Here is a 21,596-nt window from a genome sequence, read left to right as displayed (position 1 = left end):
GGCGGTGGCCGTGCCCCTTCTGGGGGAGCACCTCCTCTTCACCCTAAGAAGCCCCCACCTCCCCACCCACGCCGGCCAGGTGAGCTTCCCCGGGGGGGTGGTGGAGCCGGGGGAGGGCGTGGTGGAGGCCGCCCTGAGGGAGGCCGAGGAGGAGGTGGGGCTAAGGGGGGTGGAGCCTTTGGGCTTCCTCCCCCCCACCCTTTCTCCCCAGGGCTTTCTGGTCCAGCCCGTGGTGGTCTTCCGGGAGGACCTGCCCCTCCTTAGGCCCAACCCCGAGGAGGTGGCGGAGGTCCTCCTCGCTCCCCTGGGGGAGCTATTGGCGGTGGAGCCCTGGAGCGAGGTGCGCCTAAACCGCACCGTCTGGCACTTTCCCTGGCGGGGGGTGGACATCTGGGGGGTGACGGGGAACATCCTCAAGGAGTTCCTGGAGGTGTGGCGTGAAGCGCACCGGGGTCCTCCTCGCGGACCTCTTTGACGAGCGGGGGTTCCTCTACCCCTATTACCGGGTGCGGGAAGCGGGGTACGCCCCCACGGTCCTCGGCCTCGAGGCCCGGGAGTACCGGGCCAAGTCGGGCTTCGCTTCCTGGGGCCTTGCGGCGAAGCCTCGAGGTCCTCGCCCTGGCGCGGGAGGGGAAGCCCGTGGGGGCCATGGGCTTTACCGGGAAAGGGGGTGGACGGCAACCTGGTCACCGCCCAAGGACCTCCCGGCCTTCATGCGGGCCTTTTTTGGGCCTCTTCAGAGGGTGAAGCGGGTCCCCGCCTCCCCGGCGAGCACCCGGGCCAAAACCCCCCTCTCCCCCTTGGCGATGGCCGCCCAGGGGGCCCCGGCCCGGAGGGCGGAGAGGGCCGCCTCCACCTTGGGGATCATCCCCCCCTGGATCACGCCCGCCTCCTTCAGGGCCTCCACCTCCTCCGGGGTGAGGTGGAGGAGGCGGCTTTGGGGGTCCTTGGGGTCCCGGTAGACCCCCTCCACGTCGGTGAGGAAGACCGCGGGCCACCCCAAGGCCCCGGCCACGGCCCCCGCGGCGGTGTCGGCGTTGACGTTGAGGGGACCTTCCCCGTCCAGGGCGATGGGGGCGAGGAGGGGGGTGTAGCCCTTCGCCAAAAGGTCCTCAAGGAGCCCCACCTCCACCCCCACCACCTCCCCCACCCGGCCGAGGCCGGGAAGGGCCCTCCCCTTCAGGCAGAGGGCGTCCCGCCCCGAGAGGGCCAAAGCCTTCCGCCCCCTTCGGGAAAGCCCCTCGGCCAGGCGCTTTCCCGTGAGGTAAAGGGCCATCTCCACCACCTCGAGCTGCTCCGGGGGCGTCACCCGAAGCCCCCCCACGAAGCGGCTTTTGTACCCCAGGCGCTCTAGCCAGGCCCCGATCTCGGGCCCGCCCCCGTGGACGAGGACCAGGGGGCCGGGGTAGGCGGCAAGCTCGGAAAGTAGGGCTTCCGCCCCCTTAAGGCTTCCCCCCACCTTCACCAAAAGGGGCTCACTCAAGGTAGACCACCTCCTCGGGGAGGCCCTCCTCCTCTTCCGCCTCCAAGAGGTCCAGAAAGCCGAGGAGGGCGTGGTCGGGGTGGAGGCCGAAGTGGGCCGCCAGGGCCTGGGCCGCGCTTAGGGGGGGCATGGCGGAGGCCCTTTTGAGAAGGGGAAGGAGATCCGGGGGGGCCTGGAGGGCTTCCCCGAGCTCCGGGCCCTTCTGGAGCACCGCCTTTTCCCCGCCCCCTTCCGCCAGGAGGAAGAGGAGGTCCTCCTCGTTCAGGACCATGAAGGTCAGGGCCCGGCCCAGGTGGGAAAGCTCCCCTAGGAAGGCCCGGATGGCCGCGGGGTCTTCCCCGGCCTCGAGGGCCTCGTGGTAGAGGCTCGTCCAGGGAGGGTCGGGCACCAGGTAGACCCCGGCCCCTCCCGTGCGCCCCTTCGCCCAGGCCGCCACCGCTTCCAGGGGGGCCTCCACGTGGAAGGAGAGAAGGCTCCGCACCACCCCCTATACTAGCCTTTGTGGGCGCCCTCTACCGCCGCTTCCGCCCCCTCACCTTCCAGGAGGTGGTGGGGCAGGAGCACGTGAAGGAACCCCTGCAAAGGGCCATCCGGGAGGGGAGGCTCGCCCAGGCCTACCTCTTCTCCGGGCCCAGGGGGGTGGGCAAGACCACCACGGCGAGGCTCCTCGCCATGGCCGTGGGGTGCGAGGCCGAGGAGCGCCCCTGCGGGGTCTGCGCCCACTGCCAGGCGGTGCAGAAGGGGGCCCACCCCGACGTGGTGGAGATTGACGCCGCCAGCAACAACTCCGTGGAGGACGTGCGGGAGCTAAAGGAGAGGATCCTCCTCGCCCCCCTTTCCGCCCCCAGGAAGGTCTTCATCCTGGACGAGGCCCACATGCTCTCCAAAAGCGCCTTCAACGCCCTCCTCAAGACCCTGGAGGAGCCCCCGCCCCACGTCCTCTTCGTCTTCGCCACCACCGAGCCCGAGAGGATGCCCCCCACCATCCTCTCCCGCACCCAGCACTTCCGCTTCCGCCGCCTCCGGGAGGAGGAGATCGCCGCCAAGCTCAGGCGCATCCTGGAGGAGGTAGAAGGGGAGGGCCGGGAGGCCGAGGAGGAGGCCCTTCTCCTCGTGGCCCGCCTGGCGGACGGGGCCATGCGGGACGCGGAAAGCCTCCTGGACCGCCTCCTCCTCCTGGAGGGCCCCCTCACCCGGGCCAAGGTAGAGGAGGCCTTAGGCCTTCCCCCCAAGGAGGCCCTTTCCCGCCTGGCCCGGGCCCTGGCCGAGGGCCGGGTGGGGGAGGCGCTTGGGGAGGCCAGGCGCCTCTACGGCCAGGGCTTCGCCCCGAGGAGCCTGGTCCTGGGGCTCATGGAGGTCTTGCGGGAGGGGCTTTACGCCGCCTACGGCCTCGGGGGGGCGTCCTTGCCCGCTTCCCCTCTGGCCCTCCTCCAGGCCCTCACCGCCTTGGACGAGGCCTCCGAGCGCCTCGCCAAGCGCTCCGATCTCCTTGGCCTCGAGGCCGCCCTCCTCCAGGCCTTTCCCCCTTCCTCCCCGCCCCGGCCCCAGGAGGCCCCGCCCGACCCCCTGGTCCCCGCCCCGCCTCCTGAGCCCAAAGAGGAGGCCCCGGCGGACCCTGCCGGGCGGTGGCGGGCCTTCCTGGAGGCTTTGAAGCCCACCCTCAGGGCCTTCGTGCGGGAGGCGAGGCCGGAGCTTCAGGGCAAGACCCTCCTCCTCCGCTTCCCCGAGAACAAGGCCTTCCACCACAAAAAGGCCGAGGAGCAAAAAGGGGTCCTCCTGCCCCTGGCGAAGGCCCACTTCGGGGTGGAGGACCTGGCCTTCCTCCTGGAAAAAAAAACCCTAGAGGTTAGTGCGGGAAAACCCCCCGAAGCCCCTCGCGCCCGCGAGGGCCAGGGCGGGGCGCCTAACCCCCCGCCCTCCTCCCCCGACGGGATACCCCCGGACCCCTCGGAGGCCCCCCCTCCCCCCACCGAGGACCCCAAGGCGGCCCTCGCCCGCCTCTCCCGCCTCCTAGGAGGCAGGCTCCTTTGGGTGCGCGGGCCTAAGGAGGCCTCCGAGCCCGGGGAACCGCTGAGTGAAGAGAACATAGGGGGTACTGGTATATAATGCTCCTATGACCCGGACCACCGAGCTGGGAAGCGAGACCGTGGAGAACATCCTCAAGCGGCTTCGGCGCATAGAGGGCCAGGTGCGGGGCCTGCAGAAGATGGTGGCGGAGGGCCGCCCCTGCGACGAGGTCCTCACCCAGATGACCGCCACCAAAAAGGCCATGGAGGCGGCGGCCACCCTGATCCTGCACGAGTTCTTAAACGTATGCGCTGCCGAGGTCTCCGAGGGCAAGGTGGACCCCAAGAAGCCCGAGGAGATCGCCACCATGCTGAAGAAGTTCATCTAGCCCATGCCTCGCCTCCTCCGGCGGCTTGGGCGGCTTCTTAGGGCCCTCTTCGCCCGCGAGGCTCCCGACGACGCCTTCGCCCTCGGGGTTCTGGCCGAGGAGGAACGGGCCCTTTACCTGGCCATGGACCCCCGGGACCGGGCCCACGCGGTGCGGGTGGCGAAGAGGCTCCTTAAGGCCCACCCCGAGGCCCCCGCCTTCGCCGTGCGGGCTGCCTTGCTTCACGACGCGGGAAAGGCCCTAAGGCCCTACCGCCCCCTGGAAAGGGTCCTCACGGGGCTTTTCGCCCCGCCCGTGCCCCCTTACCCCTTGCGCCGGGGGCTTTTCGGGGCCTTTCAGGTGCGCCGCCACCATCCCCTCTATGGGGCGGAGCGGATCCAAGACCCAAAGGTGCGGGCCCTGGTTCTGGAGCACCACGCTCCCCGAAGCCCCTGGGGGAGGCGGCTCCACCAAGCCGACCGGGAGGAGTGAACCACCCCATGCTGGCTTGCGCAGCATGGGGGCCCCGGCAAAAGGTTCTCAAGGGGCTTCCTCGGGCACTTAAGTGCCCGCGCCTTGATTTCGCCACATGGGACGCCGGAAGTGGGGCTTTGCGAAGGCTCTTTTGGGGCCCCCGCTCTGGCGCAAGCCAGAGCGGGGTACTTAGCCGGGCGAAGGAAACAGGGAGAAAGGGTGTGAGCCCGGACGGGGTTCCGGGCCGTATCCCCAAGGAGAGGGGGTAAATGCCCCTAGTCAACCCCGCCCCATAAGGAGTAGGGTATTCGGAGAACAAGGAGGGCTTATGGACGACTTCACCTGGCGCGTGGGCGGCCCTCAAGGGGGCGGGATAGAGACCGCGGCCACCCTCTTCGCCCGGGCCGTGGGCAAGGGGGGGTGGTGGGTGGCCACCAAGCGGGAGTACCACTCCAACATCATGGGGCGGCACTCCTACCTGGACGTGCGCCTCGGGCGAAAACCGGTGCAGGCCTTCCGGGAGAAGGTGGACTTCCTGGTGGCCCTGGACGGGGAGACCCTGGCCCGCCACCTGGGGGAGGTGCGGGAAGGGGGGGTGCTCCTCTACGACCCCAAGGTCTTGGACCTCACGGTCCACAAGCTCCCCATGCTGGACCATCGGGTGGCGGAGGACCTCTCCCGGCGCTTCGGCAAGGCGGACCCCGGGCTTAAGGACCTCCTCCAAGCCTACGTGGAGGCGGGGGTCCAGCCCCTCCCATACCCCTTTGAGGAGGTGGCGGACCGCATCGGGGCCGAGCTCGGCGTGCCCTCCCTTCAGGCCCGGCGCACCCTGAACACCATCGCCGTGGCCGCAAGCCTTCACCTCCTGGGCTACCCCCTGGAGCCCCTTCTGGAGGCCTTGGCCCTGCAGTTTAAGGGGAAGGTCTTGGAGCTGAACCGGGAGGTGGCCGAGGCCGTCTACAAGGAGGAGGTGCCCCGCCTTTCCTTCCAGCTCAGGCTGAACGGGTACGAGCCCGGCCGGGTCTACCTCACCGGGGCCCAGGCCGCCGCCTTGGGGAAGCTTGCCGGGGGCCTCCGCTTCCAGACCTACTACCCCATCAGCCCGGCCACGGACGAAAGCGTCTACCTCGAGGCCCACACCGCCTTCCAGGGGGCGGACGTGGCCGTGGTCCAGACGGAGGACGAGATCGCCGCGGTGACCATGGCCATAGGGGCCGCCCTCACGGGGGCCAGGGCCGCCACCGCCACCAGCGGCCCCGGCTTCAGCCTCATGACCGAGGGCCTGGGCTTCGCCGGGATGATTGAGGCGCCCCTGGTGGTGACCCTCTACCAGCGGGGCGGGCCCAGCACCGGGCTTCCCACCCGCACGGAGCAGGGGGACCTGATGTTCGCCATCCGGGGCGGGCACGGGGAGTACCCGAGGCTCGTCCTGGCCTCGGGGGACATCCAGGACGCCTTTTTGGATGCCCAGAAGGCCTTGGCCTGGGCCTGGCGCTACCAGACGGTGGTGGTCCACCTCCTGGACAAGTTCCTGGCCTCCATGGCCCAAAGCCTCCCCAAGGAGGCCCTGGAGGTGCTCCGGCTGGACGGGGAGAAGCGGGCCCTGCCCCGGGGCGAGGGCTTTGCACCCTACGAGCGCTACGCCCCTTCCGAGGACGGCCTCTCCCCCTTCGTCCCCCTCGGCACCCCCGGGGGCGTTTATTGGATGACCTCGGACGAGCACGACCCCGTGGGCCACATCACCGAGGACCCCGTCCTCCGGGAGGTGGAGATGGAAAAGCGCATGCGAAAGCTCCAGACCGCCCGGGAGGAGATCCCCCTTGCCGACCAGTACACCCTCTATCGGGACGGGGAGGTCCTGGTTCTGGGCTTTGGGACGGTGAAGGGCACCCTCCTCGAGGCCCTGGACCACCTGGAAGGGGTGGGCTACCTCCACCTCCGCCTCCTCTGGCCCTTCCCCGAGATCGCCCCCCTCCTGGAGGGGAAGACCCTGGTGACCGTGGAGCACAACTACTCGGGGCAGCTCGCCGACCTCGTCCAGCAGGAGACCCTGAAGCGGGTCCACCACCGGGTGGTGAAGTACAACGGCCGCCCCATCACCCTGGACGAGGCCGTGGAGGCCCTGAAGGCGGTGAAGGCGGGCCGGGCGCCGGAGAGGCTCGTCCTCAGGAAAGGGGTCTAGGATGGTGGAGCTCAAGCTTGCGGACTACAAGGCGGAAAAGCAGCCCGACTGGTGCCCGGGGTGCGGGGACTACGGCATCCTCTCCGCGCTCCAGATGGCCCTCTTTGAGCTGAAGCGGGACCCCAGCCAGACCGTGGTCTTCTCGGGCATCGGCTGCTCGGCCAAGACCCCCCACTACCTGAACGTCTACGGGGTCCACACCCTCCACGGCCGGGTGCTCCCCACCGCCCAAGGGGCCAAGCTCGCCAACCCCCACCTCACGGTGGTGGCGGTGGGCGGGGACGGGGACGGCCTGGGCATCGGGGCCGGCCACTTCGTGGCCGCGGGGCGGAGGAACGTGGACCTCCTCTACATCCTCTACGACAACGAGGTCTACGGCCTCACCAAGGGCCAGGCCGGGCCCACCCTGGGCCTGGGGGAGAAGACCAAAAGCCTCCCCAAGCCCAACCCCCAGGGCCGCCTCAACCCCCTCCTCCTGGCCTTCTCCGCGGGCTACACCTGGATCGCCCGGGGCTACGCCTACGATGTGAAGGGTCTGAAGGAGCTCATCAAGGAGGGGATCGGGCACCGGGGCCTCGCCTTCCTCCACGTCCTCCAGCCCTGCCCCACTTACAACGACCTGCACACCAAGGAGTGGTTCGCCCCCCGCCTCTACAAGCTCCAGGACGAGGGCTACGACCCCCACGTTCCCCCCGGGCTTACCCCGGAGGAGCTGGACAAGAAAATGGCGCATTTCCAGGAAAAAGCCCTGGAGTGGGGGGAGCGGATCCCCGTGGGGGTGTTCTGGAAGGCGGAGGTGCCCACCTTTGAGGAGCGGCTTAAGGCCTACCTCCCCCGCTACCCCGAGGTCTACCCCGCCTTGGGGCAACGGGAGGCCTTGGACCTCGAGGGCCTCCTCCAGGAGTTCGCCCTCTAGGAGAACCGAAGGAGCCTCTGGGGGGTGGCGAGGAGGTCCACCCGGCGCTCGGGGGGCACGGGGAGGCGGGGGTAGACCATCACCGGGTGGGCCAGGGTGGCGAAGGGGGCCTCCACCTTGAGCCAGCTTTGGGGAAAGCCGTACCCCTTCCCCACCCACCCCCCCTCCTCGTCCACGGCCACCGCCCCGATGAGGACCAGGTCCACGGGAAGGCCCGCCAGGTCCACCCGCGTCCCCAGGCGGTAGGCCTCCCGCACCCGCTTGAGCCTCCTCGGGTCCAGGTCCTTCAGGAGGAGGAACTCCCCCGGGCGGTCGGGGTGGGGGAGGACGAGCTCCTTCCCCTGGCGCAAGGCCTCCTCCCTGAGGGGCTTTAAGACGGCGTCCATCCCCGCGAGGATGCGCCTTGCCCCCTGGAACTCGGGGGTATGGATGAGCCTCTCCGCCGCCCTTTTGGCCCCCAGGAAGTTGGGGTGGTGGCCGTGGGGGGGCGTGGGGTGGAGGGCGAGGCCAAAGCGGGCCAGGGCGTTCCAGACCTCTTCCCGGAGCTCACCCAGGGTCATGTTTCCCGGATGACCGCCTGCGGCCTGCCCCGCCCCTCCACCACGATCACCTCCCCTTCCTCCACCCGCCTCAGCACCTCGCCGAAGTGGACCCGGGCCTTGGTGGCGCTGAAGACGCGCTTGCGATGCCTCATTCCCCGTTTCAGCCTACCCGCCCCGGCCCCCTCCCGCAATAAACTTAAGGGCATGGGCCGCAAACTCCGCTTCGCCCACCTCCACCAGCACACCCAGTTCTCCCTCCTGGACGGGGCGGCGAAGCTTTCCGACCTCCTCAAGTGGGTCAAGGAGACCACCCCCGAGGACCCCGCCTTGGCCATCACCGACCACGGCAACCTCTTCGGGGCGGTGGAGTTCTACAAGAAGGCCACGGCCATGGGCATCAAGCCCATCCTGGGCTACGAGGCCTACGTGGCGGCGGAAAGCCGCTTTGACCGCAAGCGGGGCAAGGGCTTGGACGGGGGCTACTTCCACCTCACCCTCCTCGCCAAGGACTTCCGGGGCTACCAGAACCTGGTGCGCCTGGCGAGCCGGGCTTACCTGGAGGGATTTTACGAAAAGCCCCGGATTGACCGGGAGATCCTGCGGGAGCACGCCGAGGGCCTCATCGCCCTCTCGGGGTGCCTGGGGGCGGAGATCCCCCAGTTCATCCTCCAGGACCGCCTGGACCTGGCCGAGGCCCGCCTCAACGAGTACCTCTCCATCTTCGGCGACCGCTTCTTCATTGAGATCCAGAACCACGGCCTCCCCGAGCAGAGGAAGGTGAACGAGGTCCTGAAGGAGTTCGCCCGCAAGTACGGCCTGGGGATGGTGGCCACCAACGACGGCCACTACGTGCGCAAGGAGGACGCCCGGGCCCACGAGGTTCTCCTCGCCATCCAGTCCAAGAGCACCCTGGACGACCCCGAGCGCTGGCGCTTCCCCTGCGACGAGTTCTACGTGAAGACCCCCGAGGAGATGCGGGCCATGCTCCCCGAGGAGGAGTGGGGGGACGAGCCCTTTGACAACACGGTGGAGATCGCCCGCATGTGCGACGTGGACCTCCCCATCGGGGACAAGATGGTCTACCGCATTCCCCGCTTCCCCCTCCCCGAGGGGCGCACGGAGGCCCAGTACCTCCGGGAGCTCACCTTTAAAGGGCTTCTCCGCCGCTATCCGGACCGCATCACCGAGGGCTTTTACCGGGAGGTCTTCCGCCTTCTGGGCAAGCTTCCCCCCCACGGGGACGGGGAGGCCTTGGCCGAGGCCCTGGCCGGGGTGGAGGAGGAGGCCTGGGAGAGGCTCATGAAGGCCCTTCCCCCCTTGGAGGGGGTGCGGGAGTGGACGGCGGAGGCCATCCTCCACCGGGCCCTCTACGAGCTTTCCGTGATGGAGCGCATGGGGTTTCCCGGCTACTTCCTCATCGTGCAGGACTACATCAACTGGGCCAGGAGCCACGGCATCTCCGTGGGGCCCGGCCGGGGAAGCGCCGCTGGGAGCCTGGTGGCCTACGCCGTGGGGATCACCAACATTGACCCCTTACGCTTCGGCCTCCTCTTTGAGCGCTTCCTGAACCCCGAGAGGGTCTCCATGCCGGACATTGACACCGACTTCTCCGACCGGGAGCGGGACCGGGTGATCCAGTACGTGCGGGAGCGCTACGGGGAGGACAAGGTGGCCCAGATCGGCACCCTGGGAAGCCTCGCCTCCAAGGCCGCCCTCAAGGACGTGGCCCGGGTCTACGGCATCCCCCACAAGCGGGCGGAGGAGCTCGCCAAGCTCATCCCGGTGCAGTTCGGCAAGCCGAAGCCCCTCGCTGAGGCCATCCAGGTGGTGCCGGAGCTCAAGGCGGAGATGGAGAAGGACCCCAAGGTGCGGGAGGTCCTCGAGGTGGCCATGCGCCTGGAGGGCCTGAACCGCCACGCCTCCGTCCACGCCGCCGGGGTGGTGATCGCCGCCGAGCCCCTCACGGACCTCGTCCCCCTCATGCGCGACCAGGAGGGGCGGCCCGTGACCCAGTACGACATGGGGGCGGTGGAGGCCTTGGGCCTTTTGAAGATGGACTTTTTGGGCCTGCGCACCCTCACCTTCCTGGACGAGGCCAGGCGCATCGTCAGGGAGTCCCGGGGGGTGGAGCTGGACTACGACCGCCTCCCCCTGGACGACGCCAAGACCTTTGAGCTCCTCTCCCGGGGGGAGACCAAGGGGGTCTTCCAGCTGGAGTCCGGGGGGATGACGGCCACGGTGCGGGGGCTTAAGCCGCGGCGCATTGAGGACATCATCGCCCTGGTCTCCCTCTACCGCCCCGGGCCCATGGAGCACATCCCCACCTACATCCGCCGCCACCACGGGCAGGAGCCCGTGAGCTACAGCGAGTTTCCCCACGCCGAGAAGTACCTAAAGCCCATCCTGGACGAGACCTACGGCATCCCCGTCTACCAGGAGCAGATCATGCAGATTGCCTCCCAGGTGGCGGGGTACTCCCTGGGCGAGGCGGACCTGCTCAGGCGGGCCATGGGGAAGAAGCGGGTGGAAGAAATGCAGAAACACCGGGAGCGCTTCGTCCGGGGGGCCAAGGAAAGGGGCGTGCCCGAGGAGGAGGCGAACCGCCTCTTTGACATGCTGGAGGCCTTCGCCAACTATGGCTTCAACAAGTGCCTCCCCGCCCGGGCCCGGGTGGTGGACTGGCGCACCGGGAGGGTGGTGCGCGTGGGGGAGATCGTCCGGGGCGAGGTGGAGGAGGTCTGGGTGGTTTCCCTGGACGAGGCCCGCCTCCGCCTGGTGCCGCGGCCCGTGGTGGCGGCCTTTCCAAGCGGAAAGGCCCAGGTCTACGCCCTCCGCACCGCCACGGGTAGGGTCTTGGAGGCCACGGCCAACCACCCGGTCTACACCCCTCGAGGGTGGCGGCCCCTGGGGGCCTTGGCCCCGGGGGACTACGTGGCCCTGCCCCGCCACCTGCCCTACCGGCCTTCGGCCCACCTCGAGGCCCACGAGCTGGACCTTTTGGGCTTCGCCCTGGCCGAGGGGAACCTCCGCCACCCCTCCGGCTTCTACCTCTACACCTCCTCGGAGGAGGAGCTCGCCGCCATGGAGGAGGCTTTGCGGGCCTTCCCCAACACCCGCACCCGGGTGGTCTGGCGCCGGGGGGTGGCCCACGTTTACGTGGGCCGCATGGACCGGAGGCAAGAGGCGGGCGCGGTGGCCTTCCTGAGGCGGATGGGGCTTCTCGGGCTTGACGCGAAGACGAAGCGCCTTCCCGAGGCGGTCTTCGGCCTACCTCCCGAGGAGGTGGCCCGCTTTTTGGGGCGGCTTTGGACCGGGGATGGCGGGGTGGACCCGAAGGGGAGGCTCATCCACTACGCCACCGCCTCCAAGGAGCTCGCCTCAGGGGTGCAGCACCTCCTCCTGCGCCTGGGGCTCCAGTCCCGCCTGGTGGAAAAGCGCTTTTCCGGTGGGTACAAGGGGTATGCGGTGTACCTCCTGGGGGGGCTGGAGGCGGCCCGCCGCTTCGCCGAAACCGTGGGCCCCTACCTTGTGGGCAAGCGGCGGCAAGACCTCGAGGCCCTCCTCGCCTCCTGGGGAGAGGCGGGCCAGAGTACCAAAGATGTCCTCCCCCTCGCCTTCCTGGAGGAGGTGAGGGAGGCGGTGGCCCAAGGGCAGGCGGCGGCCCTTCTCCGGGAAGCGGGCTTGCGCCCCGGCAGGGGGCGGCGGGGGCTTTCCCGGGCCACGGTGGGGCGGCTTGCCGCCCTCACGGGGAGCCTAAGTGCCCGCACCTTGATTTCGCCACATGGGACGCCCGGGGTAGGGCTTTGCGAAGGCTCTTTTGGGGCCCCCGCTCTGGCGCAAGCCAGAGCGGGGTACTTAGCCCTTCTCCGCCTGGCCGAGGCCGAGGTGTATTGGGACCGGGTGGAGGCGGTGGAGCCCTTGGGGGAGGAGGAGGTCTTTGACCTCACGGTGGAGGGCACCCACACCTTCGTGGCCGAGGACGTCATCGTCCACAACTCCCACGCCGCCGCCTACAGCCTCCTCTCCTACCAGACCGCCTACGTGAAGGCCCACTACCCCGTGGAGTTCATGGCCGCCCTCCTCTCCGTGGAGCGGCACGACTCCGACAAGGTGGCCGAGTACATCCGCGACGCCCGGGCCATGGGCATAGAGGTCCTTCCCCCGGACATCAACCGCTCGGGCTTTGACTTCAAGGTGGTGGGGGAGGAGATCCTCTTTGGGCTCTCGGCGGTGAAAAACGTGGGGGAGGCCGCGGCGGAGGCCATCCTGAAGGAAAGGGAGCGGGGCGGGCCCTTCAAGAGCCTGGGGGACTTCCTCAAGCGCCTGGACGAGAAGGTGGTGAACAAGCGCACCCTGGAGTCCCTCATCAAGGCGGGGGCCATGGACGCCTTCGGGGACCGGGCCCGCCTCCTCGCCTCCTTAGACCCCCTCCTCCGCTGGGCCGCGGGGGTTAGGGAGCGGGAGCGCTCGGGGATGTGGGGGCTTTTCGCCGAGGTGGAGGAGCCGCCCCTCCAGGAGGCGCCTCCCCTGGACGAGATCACCCGGCTCCGCTACGAGAAGGAGGCCCTGGGGATCTACGTCTCCGGCCACCCCGTGCTCCGCTACCCGGGCCTCAGGGAGGCGGCGAGCTGCACCCTGGAGGAGCTTCCCGAGTTCGTCCGGGGCCTTCCTCCGAGGTCCAGGGTGCTCCTCGCGGGCATGGTGGAGGACGTGGTGCGCAAGCCCACCCGCTCCGGGGGCATGATGGCCCGCTTCACCCTCTCCGACGAGACCGGGGCTTTGGAGGTGGTGGTCTTCGGCCGGGCCTACGAGGGGGTTTCCCCCAAGCTCAAGGAGGACACCCCCCTTCTGGTCCTGGCGGAGGTGGAGCGGGAGGAGGGGGGGCTTAGGGTCATCGCCCAGGCGGCCTGGACCCACGAGGAGGTGGCGGAGGCCGCCAAGGCCCTGGAGGTGGAGGTGGACCACGCCCTTTTGGACGAGAAGGGGGTGGCCCTCCTCAAGAGCCTCCTGGACGAGCACCCTGGGCCCCTTCCCCTCTACGTCCGGGTCCAGGGGCCCTTTGGGGAGGCCCTCTTCTCCCTGCGGGAGGCCCGGGTGGGGGAGGAGGCCTTGGGGGCCCTCGAGGCCGAGGGCTTCCGGGCCTACTTGGTGCCCGACCGGGAGGTCTTCCTGCAGGCGAACGGGGGGAACGGGAGCAAGGAGGAGGCGGTGCCCTTTTAACGCCACCCCAGGCTGGGGGCTAAGGAAAGGGGGCAGGGCTAAAGGCCCTGCCCCCAAGGCCACCTTAGGCTAGAAGTCCATGTCCCCGGCGCCAGCGGGCGCGGGCGTGGACTCCTTCTTCTCGGGCTTCTCCGCCACCACGGCCTCGGTGGTGAGGATGAGGGCGCCGATGGAGGCGGCGTTCTGGAGGGCGGAGCGGGTCACCTTGGCGGGGTCCACGATGCCCGCCTCCACCATGTCCACGTACTCCCCGGTGGCGGCGTTGAAGCCCAGGCGGGGGTTCTTGGTCTCGGAGAGGATGCGCTGCACCACCACGGAGCCCTCGTAGCCCGCGTTCTCGGCGATCTGGCGGGCGGGCTCCTCCAGGGCCCGGCGCACGATCTTGGCCCCCGTGGCCTCGTCCCCCTCCAGCTTGGCGATGAGCTCCTCCACGGCGCCGATGGCCCGGAGGAGGGTCACGCCGCCGCCGGGGACGATGCCCTCCTCCACGGCGGCCCGGGTGGCGGAAAGGGCGTCCTCAAAGCGGTGCTTCTTCTCCTTGAGCTCGGTCTCGGTGGCGGCGCCCACCCGGATCACGGCCACGCCGCCCGCGAGCTTGGCCAGGCGCTCCTGGAGCTTCTCCTTGGCGTACTCGCTGTCGGTGGTCTCCAGCTCCTTCTTGATGCCGTTGATCCGGGCCTCAATGTCCTCCTTCTTGCCCTTGCCGCCCACGATGGTGGTCTCGTCCTTGGTGATGCGCACCCGCTCGGCCCGGCCCAGCATGGAGAGGGTGGCGTTCTCCAGCTTGAAGCCGAGCTCCTCGGAGATCACCGTGCCGCCGGTGACCGCGGCGATGTCCTTGAGCATCTCCTTGCGGCGGTCGCCGAAGCCGGGGGCCTTCACCGCGGCCACGTTCAGGGTGCCCCGGAGCTTGTTCACCACCAGGGTGGCGAGGGCCTCGCCCTCCACGTCCTCGGCGATGAGGAGGAGGGGCTTGCCGGTCTGGGCCACCTGCTCCAGGATGGGGAGGAGCTCACGGACGTTGGAGACCTTCTTCTCCACGATGAGGATGAAGGCGTCCTCGAGGACCGCCTCCATGGCCTCGGGGTTGGTGACGAAGTAGGGGGAGATGTACCCCTTGTCAAACTGGTACCCCTCCACGAACTTCAGCTCGGTCTCCAGGCTCTTGGACTCCTCAACGGTGATGATGCCCTCCTTCCCCACCTTCTCCATGGCGTCGGCGATGAGCTTGCCGACGTCAGGGTCGTTGGCGGAGATGGTGGCCACCTCCTCAATGGCCTTCCGGTCCTCCACGGGGATGGCCAGGGCCTTGATCTTCTCCACCGCGGCCTCCACCGCCTTCTCAATGCCCCGCTTGAGGGCGAGGGGGTTGGCCCCGGCGGCCACGTTCTTCAGGCCCTCCCGCACGATGGCCTGGGCGAGGACGGTGGCGGTGGTGGTGCCGTCCCCGGCCACGTCGTTGGTCTTGGAGGCCACCTCCTTGAGGAGCTGGGCCCCGATGTTCTCCAGGTGGTTCTCCAGCTCAATCTCCTTGGCCACCGTCACCCCGTCTTTGGTGATGGTGGGGGAGCCGAACTTCTTCTCCAGGACCACGTTCCGGCCCCGGGGGCCAAGGGTCACCTTCACCGCGTCGGCCACGGCGTTCACGCCGCGCTCCAGCGCCCGGCGGGCCGCCTCGTCAAACACCAGGATCTTCGCCATAGTCCACCTCCTTTACTGCAGGACTGCGAGCAGGTCGCGCTCGGAGAGGATCACGTACTCCTCGCCGTCAATCTCAATCTCGGTGCCGCCGTACTTGGCGAAGACCACGATGTCCCCCTCCTTGACCTCGAGGGGCACCTTCTGGCCGTTCTCCAAGACGCGGCCCGTGCCCACCGCGATCACCTTGCCCTTCTGGGGCTTCTCCTTGGCGGTGTCGGGGAGCACGATGCCGCCTTTGGTCTTGGGCTCCTCCTCAATCCGCTTCACCACGACCCGGTCGCCTAGGGGCTTGATCACCGTCTTCACCTCCGCAGCCATAGCCACTCCCTCCTTTGACGCTCAAAGGGCGAGAGTGTCAAACCGAGGCTTATTATCTGGCCCCGCCGGGCTTCTGTCAAGGGGGTTGAGGGGACCCTTATAAGGACCGCTGGCGCAGGGCCTCGTAGAGGAGGAGGGCGGCGCTCACCGCCACGTTGAGGCTGTCCGCCACTCCCCGCATGGGGATCCGCACCCGCGCCTGGGCCCGGCGCTTCCAGGCCTCGGGAAGCCCCTCGTCCTCCGTCCCCAGGAGGAAGGCCACCCCCTTCCGGTAGTCCTCTTCCCAGTAGACCCGTTCCCCTTCCGGGGTGGCGGCCACCAGGAAAAGGCCCCTTTCCTCCAGGAAGCGGGCCGCCTCCTCCTGGGAGACGGGGTAGACGGGAAGGGAGAAGAGGGCCCCCGTGGAGTTGCGGATGACCTGGGGGCTATAGAGGTCCACCCCCTCGGCCACCAGGACGAGGTCCGCCCCGGCCCCGTCCGCCGCCCGCAGGACGGCCCCCAGGTTCCCGGGCTTTTCCACCCCCAGGAGGACGAGGACCAGGGGATGGGGGGGAAGCCTCACCTGGGAGAGGTCCCTTTTGGGGATGCGGAAGACCCCCAGGACCTGGGCCGGGTGCTCCCGGGAGGAGACCCGCGCCAAGGCCGCCTCCCCCAGGCGCACCACCTCGGCCTTCGCCGGGGGCACCTCTGGGCCCGCCTTGGGCCCGAGGAGGAGGGCCACGGGCTCAAGCCCGGCCCCTAGGGCCCTTTCCACCTCCCGCCTTCCCTCCACCAGGAAAAGGCCCGTCCGTTCCCGCTCCTTGCGCTCCTTCAGGGCCGCCCAGGCCTTCACCCGGGGGTTCTTGGGGCTCAGGATCTCCATGCCCCCTCCGCCAGGACCACCCGGTGGCGGGCGATCCTCGGACCCATGAGCTCAAGCTCCAGGGCTTCCACCTGGGGGAACTCCTCCAAAAGCCGGGAGACCCGGAGGACGAGCTCCTTGTAGGCCTCGAGGTCCCCGTGCCCCTCCAAAGGCTTAAGGAGCTCCCGGGCGTCCCCCTCGGTCAAGGGGGTGAGGCGGAGGCCCAGGGGCTGGTCCCCCAAAGGGGTGGGGAGGAGGAGGGAGAGGACGGGGCCGAAGAGGGGGTGGGGGGCGGCGTGGAGCTTGAGGTGGAGGCCCCCTTCCCCTCCCAAGGAGAGGCCGAAGGCCCGGAGGAGGGCCTCGGCCTCTTCGGGCTCCAGGGCCTTTTTCCCCTCCAAAAGCCTCCTCGCCTCCTCCAGCCTGAGGTCGGGGAAGTCGGGGAAGAAGAGGGGCTCTTCCCGCCACCTCTTGTAGCCCCAGGCCCGGCCCAAGGCGATGGCCGCCGACTCGGGGAAGCGGTAGAGGACCGCCTGGCCGAGGACCCTGGCCCTGGGGCCTTCTTGGCCCATGAAGCAGGCCAGGAGGAGCTTTTCCGTCCTGGCCTCTTCCACAAGGCGCCTAAGCGCCTCCTCCCGGGCGAAGCCCATGGGCACGAAGAGGAGGAAGACGCTTCCCGCTTCCGAGTGAAGGGCCTCCTCCAGGGCCTTCTGGAAGTCCTCTTCCCGGGCCTCCGAGCCCAGGTCCACGTGCTCCACCTCCAGCCCCCCTTCCCTCAGGGCCTCCAGGGCCAGGTTGGAGGGGCCCGAGGCGTTGGAGACGAGGCGCACCCGCCCGTTTTCGGGAAGGCGGCCCAGGGCGAGGAGGGCCGCCACGTCAAAGGCCTCCTCGAGGCTGTTGGCCCGCACCACCCCCGCCTGGGCGAAGAGGGCCCGCACCAGGGGGTCGCGGGAGGGGTGGACGGCCAGGATGGGCTTCCGCTTGCCCACCCTCCGGGCCAGGCGGGAGAAGCGCCTTGGGTTGCCGAAGCTTTCCAGGTAGAGGAGGATGACCCCCGTGCGCTCGTCCTCCTCCCAGAACTGCAGGAGGTCGTTGGAGGAGAGGTCGGCCTTGGCCCCCAAGGAGGCGAAGGCGGAGACCCCAAGCCCCATGCTCTCCGCGTAGGCCATCACCGCCCGGCCCAGGGTGCCCGACTGGCTGGAGATGGCGAGAGGGCCCCCCTTGGGCAGGGGGGCGAGGCCCGCCGCCAGGCGCACCTCCGGGTGGGTGTGGACGAGGCCCAAGGAGCCCGGGCCCAGAAGGCGCATCCCCAGGCGCCTGGCCTTGTCCGCCAGGGCCTGGGCCTCCTCCGGGGAGAAGCCCGTGGTGAGGACGATGGCCCCCCGCACCCCCCGGCGCCCCGCGGCCTCCAGGGCCTCCGGGACCCGCCCCTTGGGCACGGCGATCACCGCCAGGTCCACCGGCCCCGGGATGCTCTCCAGGCTGGGGTAGGCGAGGAGGGGCCCCACGGTCTTCCCCTCCTTCCCGATGGCCTCGTTCACCGGGTACACGGGCCCCTGGAAGCGGCCGAAGATGAGGTTTTCCAGGACGCGGTAGCCGATGCTCTCCGGGTCGCGGCTCGCCCCCACCACCGCCACCCCCCGGGGGAAGAAGAAGGGGTGGAGGCTTGCCAGGGTGGAGACCTTCTCCCGCCACTCAAACCGCCGAGCGGCCTCCTCCTCCATGAGGATCTCAAACTCCACCTCCACCTCCCCGCCCTCCCGGTGGGCCCGCACCCGGAAGCCGCTTTCCTGGAAGACGCTGAGCATCTGCTTATTCTCCGCCAGGACGAAGGCCTGGAAGCGGCGCACCCCGCGCTTGGCGGCGATGAGGGCGAGCCTTTCCAGAAGGAGGGTGCCGAGCCCCTTCCCCTGGAAGGCGTCGTCCACCAGGAAGGCCACCTCCGCGGTGTCCTCCCCCTTGACCCGGACGTACTCCCCCGTGGCCACGATCCTGGGGGGCTCCCCCAGGAGGACCACCAGGGTCACCTTCTCCTCCTCGGGCTTGGCCGAGAGGAGGAGCTCGGCGGCCTTCTCCGGGGAGATGGGGGAGAAGAAGCGCAGGCGCAAGGAGGTGGGGGAAAGGCGCCTCAGGAACTCTACGAAAAGGGGAAGGTCCTTTTTGGAGGCCCTGCGGAGGAGGGCGGTGCGCCCGTCCTTGAGGAGGACGGGGCCCTCCTCGAGGCCGTGCTGGGGGGTGGGGGGCGGGACGTAGCCCATGCCCCTATTTTCCCCTAAAGGGCTCGTGCCCCCGTACCACCAGGAGCCGGACCCCGTGGGCCAAAAGGAGGGCCCGGTAGCGGAGGGCCCTTTCCAGGCCGGGGGGCTTGCCGTGGACGGGCCTACCCTTCTCCCCGGGGAAGAGGAAGTAGCCCTCGGGGAGGAGGACCAAAAGCCCCTCCCGGGCGCGGCGCGCTCCCCTAAGCGCCGCCTCTAGGAAGGCCTCCTCCGCCGCCTGGGTCAGGAGCACGTAGGTGCTCCCCCAGGGGGCCGGGGGCGGGAGGAGGGGCGCAGGGTTTGGAGCGAGGCGGGCGAGAAGCTCTAAGGCCCGCCTCAGGTGGGCCTTCCCCCGGCCCAGGGGCAGGACCGCCCCGGCGGAAAGCCCGTACCGCTCCCCCCGCCTTTCCGCCTCGAGGAGGAGCCCTAGGGCGAGGCTTGCCGCGTGGTCCAGGTAGCTCGGGTGGAGGCTTTGCGCGTCCACGTGGAGGAAGAGGCCGCCTTCCAGCCTCCTTTCCACCTCCCGCACCACGGGGCGCCCCAGGCGGAGGCTCGCCTTGCGGGCGAGGCGCCTCAAGGGGTCCCCGGGGCGGTAGGGACGGAGGCCCACCGCCTCCAGGGGGTCTTGGAGCCCCCAGGGGGCCCGCCTCCCCTCCAGGAAGAAGGCGGGGGCGGGGAGGAGGGGGAGAAGGGGCCTTAGGGCGGGGTAGACCAGGGCCTCCCCCAAAGGAAGGGCGAGCCGCCTCTCCCCGAGGCCGAGGACCCCCCGCGCCCGGAGCTGGAGGGCGGGCAGGGCGTGCGCCCCCCGGCGGCGGTAGCGGTAGGGGAGGGGAAGGCGAAGCCTCGCCCTCCCCCAGGCGAGGGCCAGGGCCTTCCTGGGGGCGAGGCCCAGGGCCGCCGAACCCCCCACCTCCACCTGGAGGAGGACGGGGAGGGGGGCCTGGACCTCCACCTCCACCCGGCCCTCCCCCACGCTCCCGGGAAAGCCCGGGGGGAACCCGTGGGCCTTGGCCTTCGCCCGAAGCCAGCGGGGGGCCAAGACCAGGGCGAGGAGAAGGAGGAGGGCGAGGGCGCCCATCTACCCCGCCTCCACCGGGGCCGGCACCGCCTCCAGGGCCTCCTCCACCAGGCCCTCGGGGGTGAGGCCGGAAAGCTCGGCCTCGAGGGCGAGCAAAAGCCGGTGGGGGATGGCGGCCCGGAAGGCGGCCTTCAGGTCCTCAGGTAAGGCGAAGCCCCGTCCCTCCAGGAGGGCCAGGGCCTGGGCCAGGCGCTCCACCTGGAGGAGCGCCCGGGGCGAGGGGCCAAGCCGCACCCCCTCCCGCCCTCGGAGGAAGCGGGCCAGGGCGAGGAGGTAGTCCGTGAGCTCCTCCTCCACCCGGACCCGCCGCACCTCCCGCCTCAGGGCCAGGACCTCCTCGGCGTCCGTGACCGGGGCCAGGCCCTCCAGGGGGTCTTGGCCCCTCAGGGCCTTTAGGAGGGCCTTCTCGTCGGGGTAGCCCAGGGCGAGCCGCGCGGCGAAGCGGTCCCGCTGGGCCACGGGGAGGGGAAAGGTGCCCTCCTCCTCCACGGGGTTTTGCGTGGCCAGGACGAAGAAGGGCTCGGGGAGGGGGTGGGTCTTCCCCTCCAGGGTCACCTGGCCCTCCCCCATGGCCTCCAGGAGGGCCGACTGGGTGCGGGGGGTGGCCCGGTTCAGCTCGTCCACCAGGAGGACCTGGGCGAAAATGGGGCCACGCTCCCAGACCAGGCTCCCCTCCCGGTAGAGGTAGACCCCGGTGAGGTCCTGGGGGAGGAGGTCCGGGGTCATCTGGATCCGGCCGAAGGAGAGGCCCAGGACCCGGGCCAGGGCCTTGGCGAAGGTGGTCTTCCCTGTGCCCGGCACGTCCTCCAGGAGGAGGTGCCCCCCGGAGAGGAGGGCGGCGAGGGCGAGCCTTAAGGTCTCCTCCCGGAGGAGGACCCGGCCCCTTAGGGCGCTTTGGACCCTTTCGTAGAGCATAGCTCCAGGATACGCAGGGCGAGGGCCTCCGCCTCCTCCGCTTCCTCCCCCTCGGCCCTCCCCCCGTAGCGCACGGGGAGGTAGAGGGCGGTGAGGCGGGCGAGGAGGGGATGGGCCTCGGGGAAGGCCGCCCCCACCCGCTTCCCGTACTCCACGGGGCCTTCGGCAAGGCGCCTAGGGAGCCCGGCCCCCTTGAGGGCCTCGAGGGCCTTCAGGTAGGCCCGGCGCACCCGGCTTGCGGGGAGGGACCTCTGGAAAGCCCTGGGGAAGGGGAAGGCCGCCCCCTCGCCCTCCCCGCCCTCGCCTCCCCGCCCCCGCCAGGCCCAGGCCAAGAGGGCGAGGAGGAGGGCCAGGGTAAAGAGGGCGGAAAGCCCGGCCAGGGCGATCCCCACCTCCCCCAGGGCCCTGGGTCCGGGTACCCACTCCACGGGGCCCTGGGAAGGGGGCGAAGAGGGCGGAGGGCCCACCCCCTGGCCTCCGGCCCCCTCCCCGCCCCCCAGGCTTCCCAGCAGGAAGAAGAGGCCGAGGAGAAGGGGTAGGGCGAGGAGGAGGGGGAGGAGGTGGAGGCCGCGGAAGAGGGGGAGGCCCCTTCTCCTACCCAAAAGGAGAAGGCCCAGGGCCAGGAGGAGGGCCAGGGCGAGGGGGAGGGCGTGGGCCAGGAGGCGGTCCACCACCCCTACCCAGAGGGGAAAGCCCCCCTCCGGGGGCAGGTAGGCCACACCCCCCCCGGGCCCCCCGGCCTCCCCGGGGCTTGCCCGGAAGGTGGGGGCGGGGGCGGAAAGGGAAAGCGCCGGAAGGCCCGGCAGGGAAAGGTGGCCGAGCCCAAACCCCAAGGCGGCGAGGAGAAGGGGAAGGAGGGGCCCCAAGGAGCCCACCCCCTCCACCCGGGCGAGGAGGTGGAACCCGTGGAGGAGGCCTAAGAGGCCCAAGCCCCAAGGCTCCAGGTAAAGGGCCAGGGGGAGGAGCCAAAGGGCCGCCCAGAGGCCCTTCTCCCGGCTTAGGTAGAGGCCGAAGAGGAAGAGGGCCAAGGAGGTCTTGGCCCAAAGAAGGGGCCAGCCCGCCTGGGGGGCGTGGAGGAAGCCCGGGAGGAAGGCGAGCCAAAGGAAGCCCTCCGGGTAAAACCTCCGCCCGAGGAGGAGGAGGGGAGGGCCGAGAAGGCTGGGAGGCCCGGCGCCCAGGGCCAGGAGGAAAAGGGCCCAGGCCAAGAGAAAGCCGACCAGAGGGTGCCTCATACCCCTTTCGGCCCACCAACCCCTTGCCGGGGCCCCCATCGCAGGCCAGGAAGAGGGTGCCCTCCCTT

Annotated in this window: 18 protein-coding genes; 7 read left to right on the top strand and 11 right to left on the bottom strand. The window is 70.1% G+C overall.

Annotated features, from left to right (window positions below):
* The first annotated feature begins 4 nt into the window (after positions 1 to 4).
* Positions 5 to 475: an NUDIX hydrolase gene (locus BLP62_RS01265; protein WP_093005077.1), complete on the top strand. Its 471-nt coding sequence runs from the start codon at positions 5 to 7 to the stop codon at positions 473 to 475.
* A gap of 261 nt (positions 476 to 736) precedes the next feature.
* On the opposite strand, the gene argB is transcribed toward BLP62_RS01265, so the two are convergent.
* The gene (gene argB, locus BLP62_RS01255) at positions 737 to 1,483 is read right to left on the bottom strand and encodes an acetylglutamate kinase (RefSeq protein ID WP_093005075.1); all 747 of its coding nucleotides are present in this window, start codon (positions 1,481 to 1,483) and stop codon (positions 737 to 739) included.
* Entirely contained in the window at positions 1,476 to 1,967 is a 492-nt protein-coding gene (locus BLP62_RS01250; RefSeq protein ID WP_093005073.1) for a hypothetical protein, read from the bottom strand. Before BLP62_RS01250 ends, argB begins: the two co-directional genes overlap by 8 nt.
* 17 nt (positions 1,968 to 1,984) lie before the next feature.
* Between BLP62_RS01250 and dnaX the strand changes: the two genes are divergently transcribed.
* From dnaX to BLP62_RS01225, 5 genes are all read left to right on the top strand, one after another.
* Positions 1,985 to 3,589 (top strand): DNA polymerase III subunit gamma/tau, encoded by a 1,605-nt coding sequence (dnaX, locus tag BLP62_RS01245; protein WP_093005071.1) that lies wholly within the window; start codon positions 1,985 to 1,987, stop codon positions 3,587 to 3,589.
* Between the two features lie 7 nt (positions 3,590 to 3,596).
* A complete protein-coding gene (locus tag BLP62_RS01240) occupies positions 3,597 to 3,878 on the top strand; it encodes a metal-sensitive transcriptional regulator (RefSeq protein ID WP_054638838.1) in 282 nt (93 codons plus the stop codon).
* A gap of 3 nt (positions 3,879 to 3,881) precedes the next feature.
* The gene (locus BLP62_RS01235; protein ID WP_093005069.1) at positions 3,882 to 4,349 is read left to right on the top strand and encodes an HD domain-containing protein; all 468 of its coding nucleotides are present in this window, start codon (positions 3,882 to 3,884) and stop codon (positions 4,347 to 4,349) included.
* 310 nt (positions 4,350 to 4,659) lie between these two features.
* The gene (locus BLP62_RS01230) at positions 4,660 to 6,513 is read left to right on the top strand and encodes a 2-oxoacid:acceptor oxidoreductase subunit alpha (RefSeq protein ID WP_093005067.1); all 1,854 of its coding nucleotides are present in this window, start codon (positions 4,660 to 4,662) and stop codon (positions 6,511 to 6,513) included.
* A gap of 1 nt (position 6,514) precedes the next feature.
* Positions 6,515 to 7,429, top strand: a complete 915-nt coding sequence (locus BLP62_RS01225) for a 2-oxoacid:ferredoxin oxidoreductase subunit beta (RefSeq protein ID WP_093005065.1) — start codon at positions 6,515 to 6,517, stop codon at positions 7,427 to 7,429.
* On the opposite strand, the gene BLP62_RS01220 is transcribed toward BLP62_RS01225, so the two are convergent.
* Positions 7,426 to 7,989 (bottom strand): 5-formyltetrahydrofolate cyclo-ligase, encoded by a 564-nt coding sequence (locus BLP62_RS01220; RefSeq protein ID WP_093005063.1) that lies wholly within the window; start codon positions 7,987 to 7,989, stop codon positions 7,426 to 7,428. The two genes, BLP62_RS01225 and BLP62_RS01220, sit on opposite strands and share 4 nt — an antisense overlap.
* Positions 7,986 to 8,123, bottom strand: coding sequence for a type II toxin-antitoxin system prevent-host-death family antitoxin (locus tag BLP62_RS01215; protein WP_241374113.1), 138 nt, complete (start codon positions 8,121 to 8,123; stop codon positions 7,986 to 7,988). The genes BLP62_RS01220 and BLP62_RS01215 overlap by 4 nt, the downstream gene beginning before the upstream one ends.
* 52 nt (positions 8,124 to 8,175) lie before the next feature.
* On the opposite strand from BLP62_RS01215, the gene dnaE reads away from it, so the two are divergent.
* A complete protein-coding gene (gene dnaE / locus BLP62_RS01210) occupies positions 8,176 to 13,191 on the top strand; it encodes a DNA polymerase III subunit alpha (protein WP_093005061.1) in 5,016 nt (1,671 codons plus the stop codon).
* Between the two features lie 69 nt (positions 13,192 to 13,260).
* Here the strand turns inward: dnaE and groL are convergent, their stop codons facing one another.
* The 7 genes from groL to BLP62_RS14285 form a co-directional block, all read right to left on the bottom strand.
* Entirely contained in the window at positions 13,261 to 14,892 is a 1,632-nt protein-coding gene (groL, locus tag BLP62_RS01205) for a chaperonin GroEL (RefSeq protein ID WP_093005059.1), read from the bottom strand.
* A 12-nt stretch (positions 14,893 to 14,904) separates the two neighbouring features.
* The gene (gene groES, locus BLP62_RS01200; RefSeq protein WP_054638118.1) at positions 14,905 to 15,210 is read right to left on the bottom strand and encodes a co-chaperone GroES; all 306 of its coding nucleotides are present in this window, start codon (positions 15,208 to 15,210) and stop codon (positions 14,905 to 14,907) included.
* Between the two features lie 97 nt (positions 15,211 to 15,307).
* Positions 15,308 to 16,072 (bottom strand): TrmH family RNA methyltransferase, encoded by a 765-nt coding sequence (locus BLP62_RS01195; protein ID WP_093005057.1) that lies wholly within the window; start codon positions 16,070 to 16,072, stop codon positions 15,308 to 15,310.
* Positions 16,060 to 18,306, bottom strand: coding sequence for a GNAT family N-acetyltransferase (locus BLP62_RS01190; RefSeq protein ID WP_093005055.1), 2,247 nt, complete (start codon positions 18,304 to 18,306; stop codon positions 16,060 to 16,062). Before BLP62_RS01190 ends, BLP62_RS01195 begins: the two co-directional genes overlap by 13 nt.
* A 4-nt stretch (positions 18,307 to 18,310) precedes the next feature.
* A complete protein-coding gene (locus BLP62_RS01185; RefSeq protein WP_093005053.1) occupies positions 18,311 to 19,381 on the bottom strand; it encodes a DUF58 domain-containing protein in 1,071 nt (356 codons plus the stop codon).
* Positions 19,382 to 20,296, bottom strand: coding sequence for an AAA family ATPase (locus BLP62_RS01180; RefSeq protein ID WP_093005051.1), 915 nt, complete (start codon positions 20,294 to 20,296; stop codon positions 19,382 to 19,384).
* Positions 20,266 to 21,528 carry a DUF4129 domain-containing protein gene (locus BLP62_RS14285; RefSeq protein WP_093005049.1) on the bottom strand — a complete coding sequence of 421 codons (1,263 nt, stop codon included), beginning with the start codon at positions 21,526 to 21,528 and terminating at the stop codon, positions 20,266 to 20,268. The genes BLP62_RS01180 and BLP62_RS14285 overlap by 31 nt, the downstream gene beginning before the upstream one ends.
* Positions 21,529 to 21,596 lie beyond the last annotated feature (68 nt).

The organism is Thermus arciformis, assembly GCF_900102145.1.
In the GTDB taxonomy this organism is placed as follows: Bacteria; Deinococcota; Deinococci; order Deinococcales; family Thermaceae; genus Thermus; species Thermus arciformis.
This window is presented reverse-complemented; position numbering and strand designations above follow the sequence as displayed.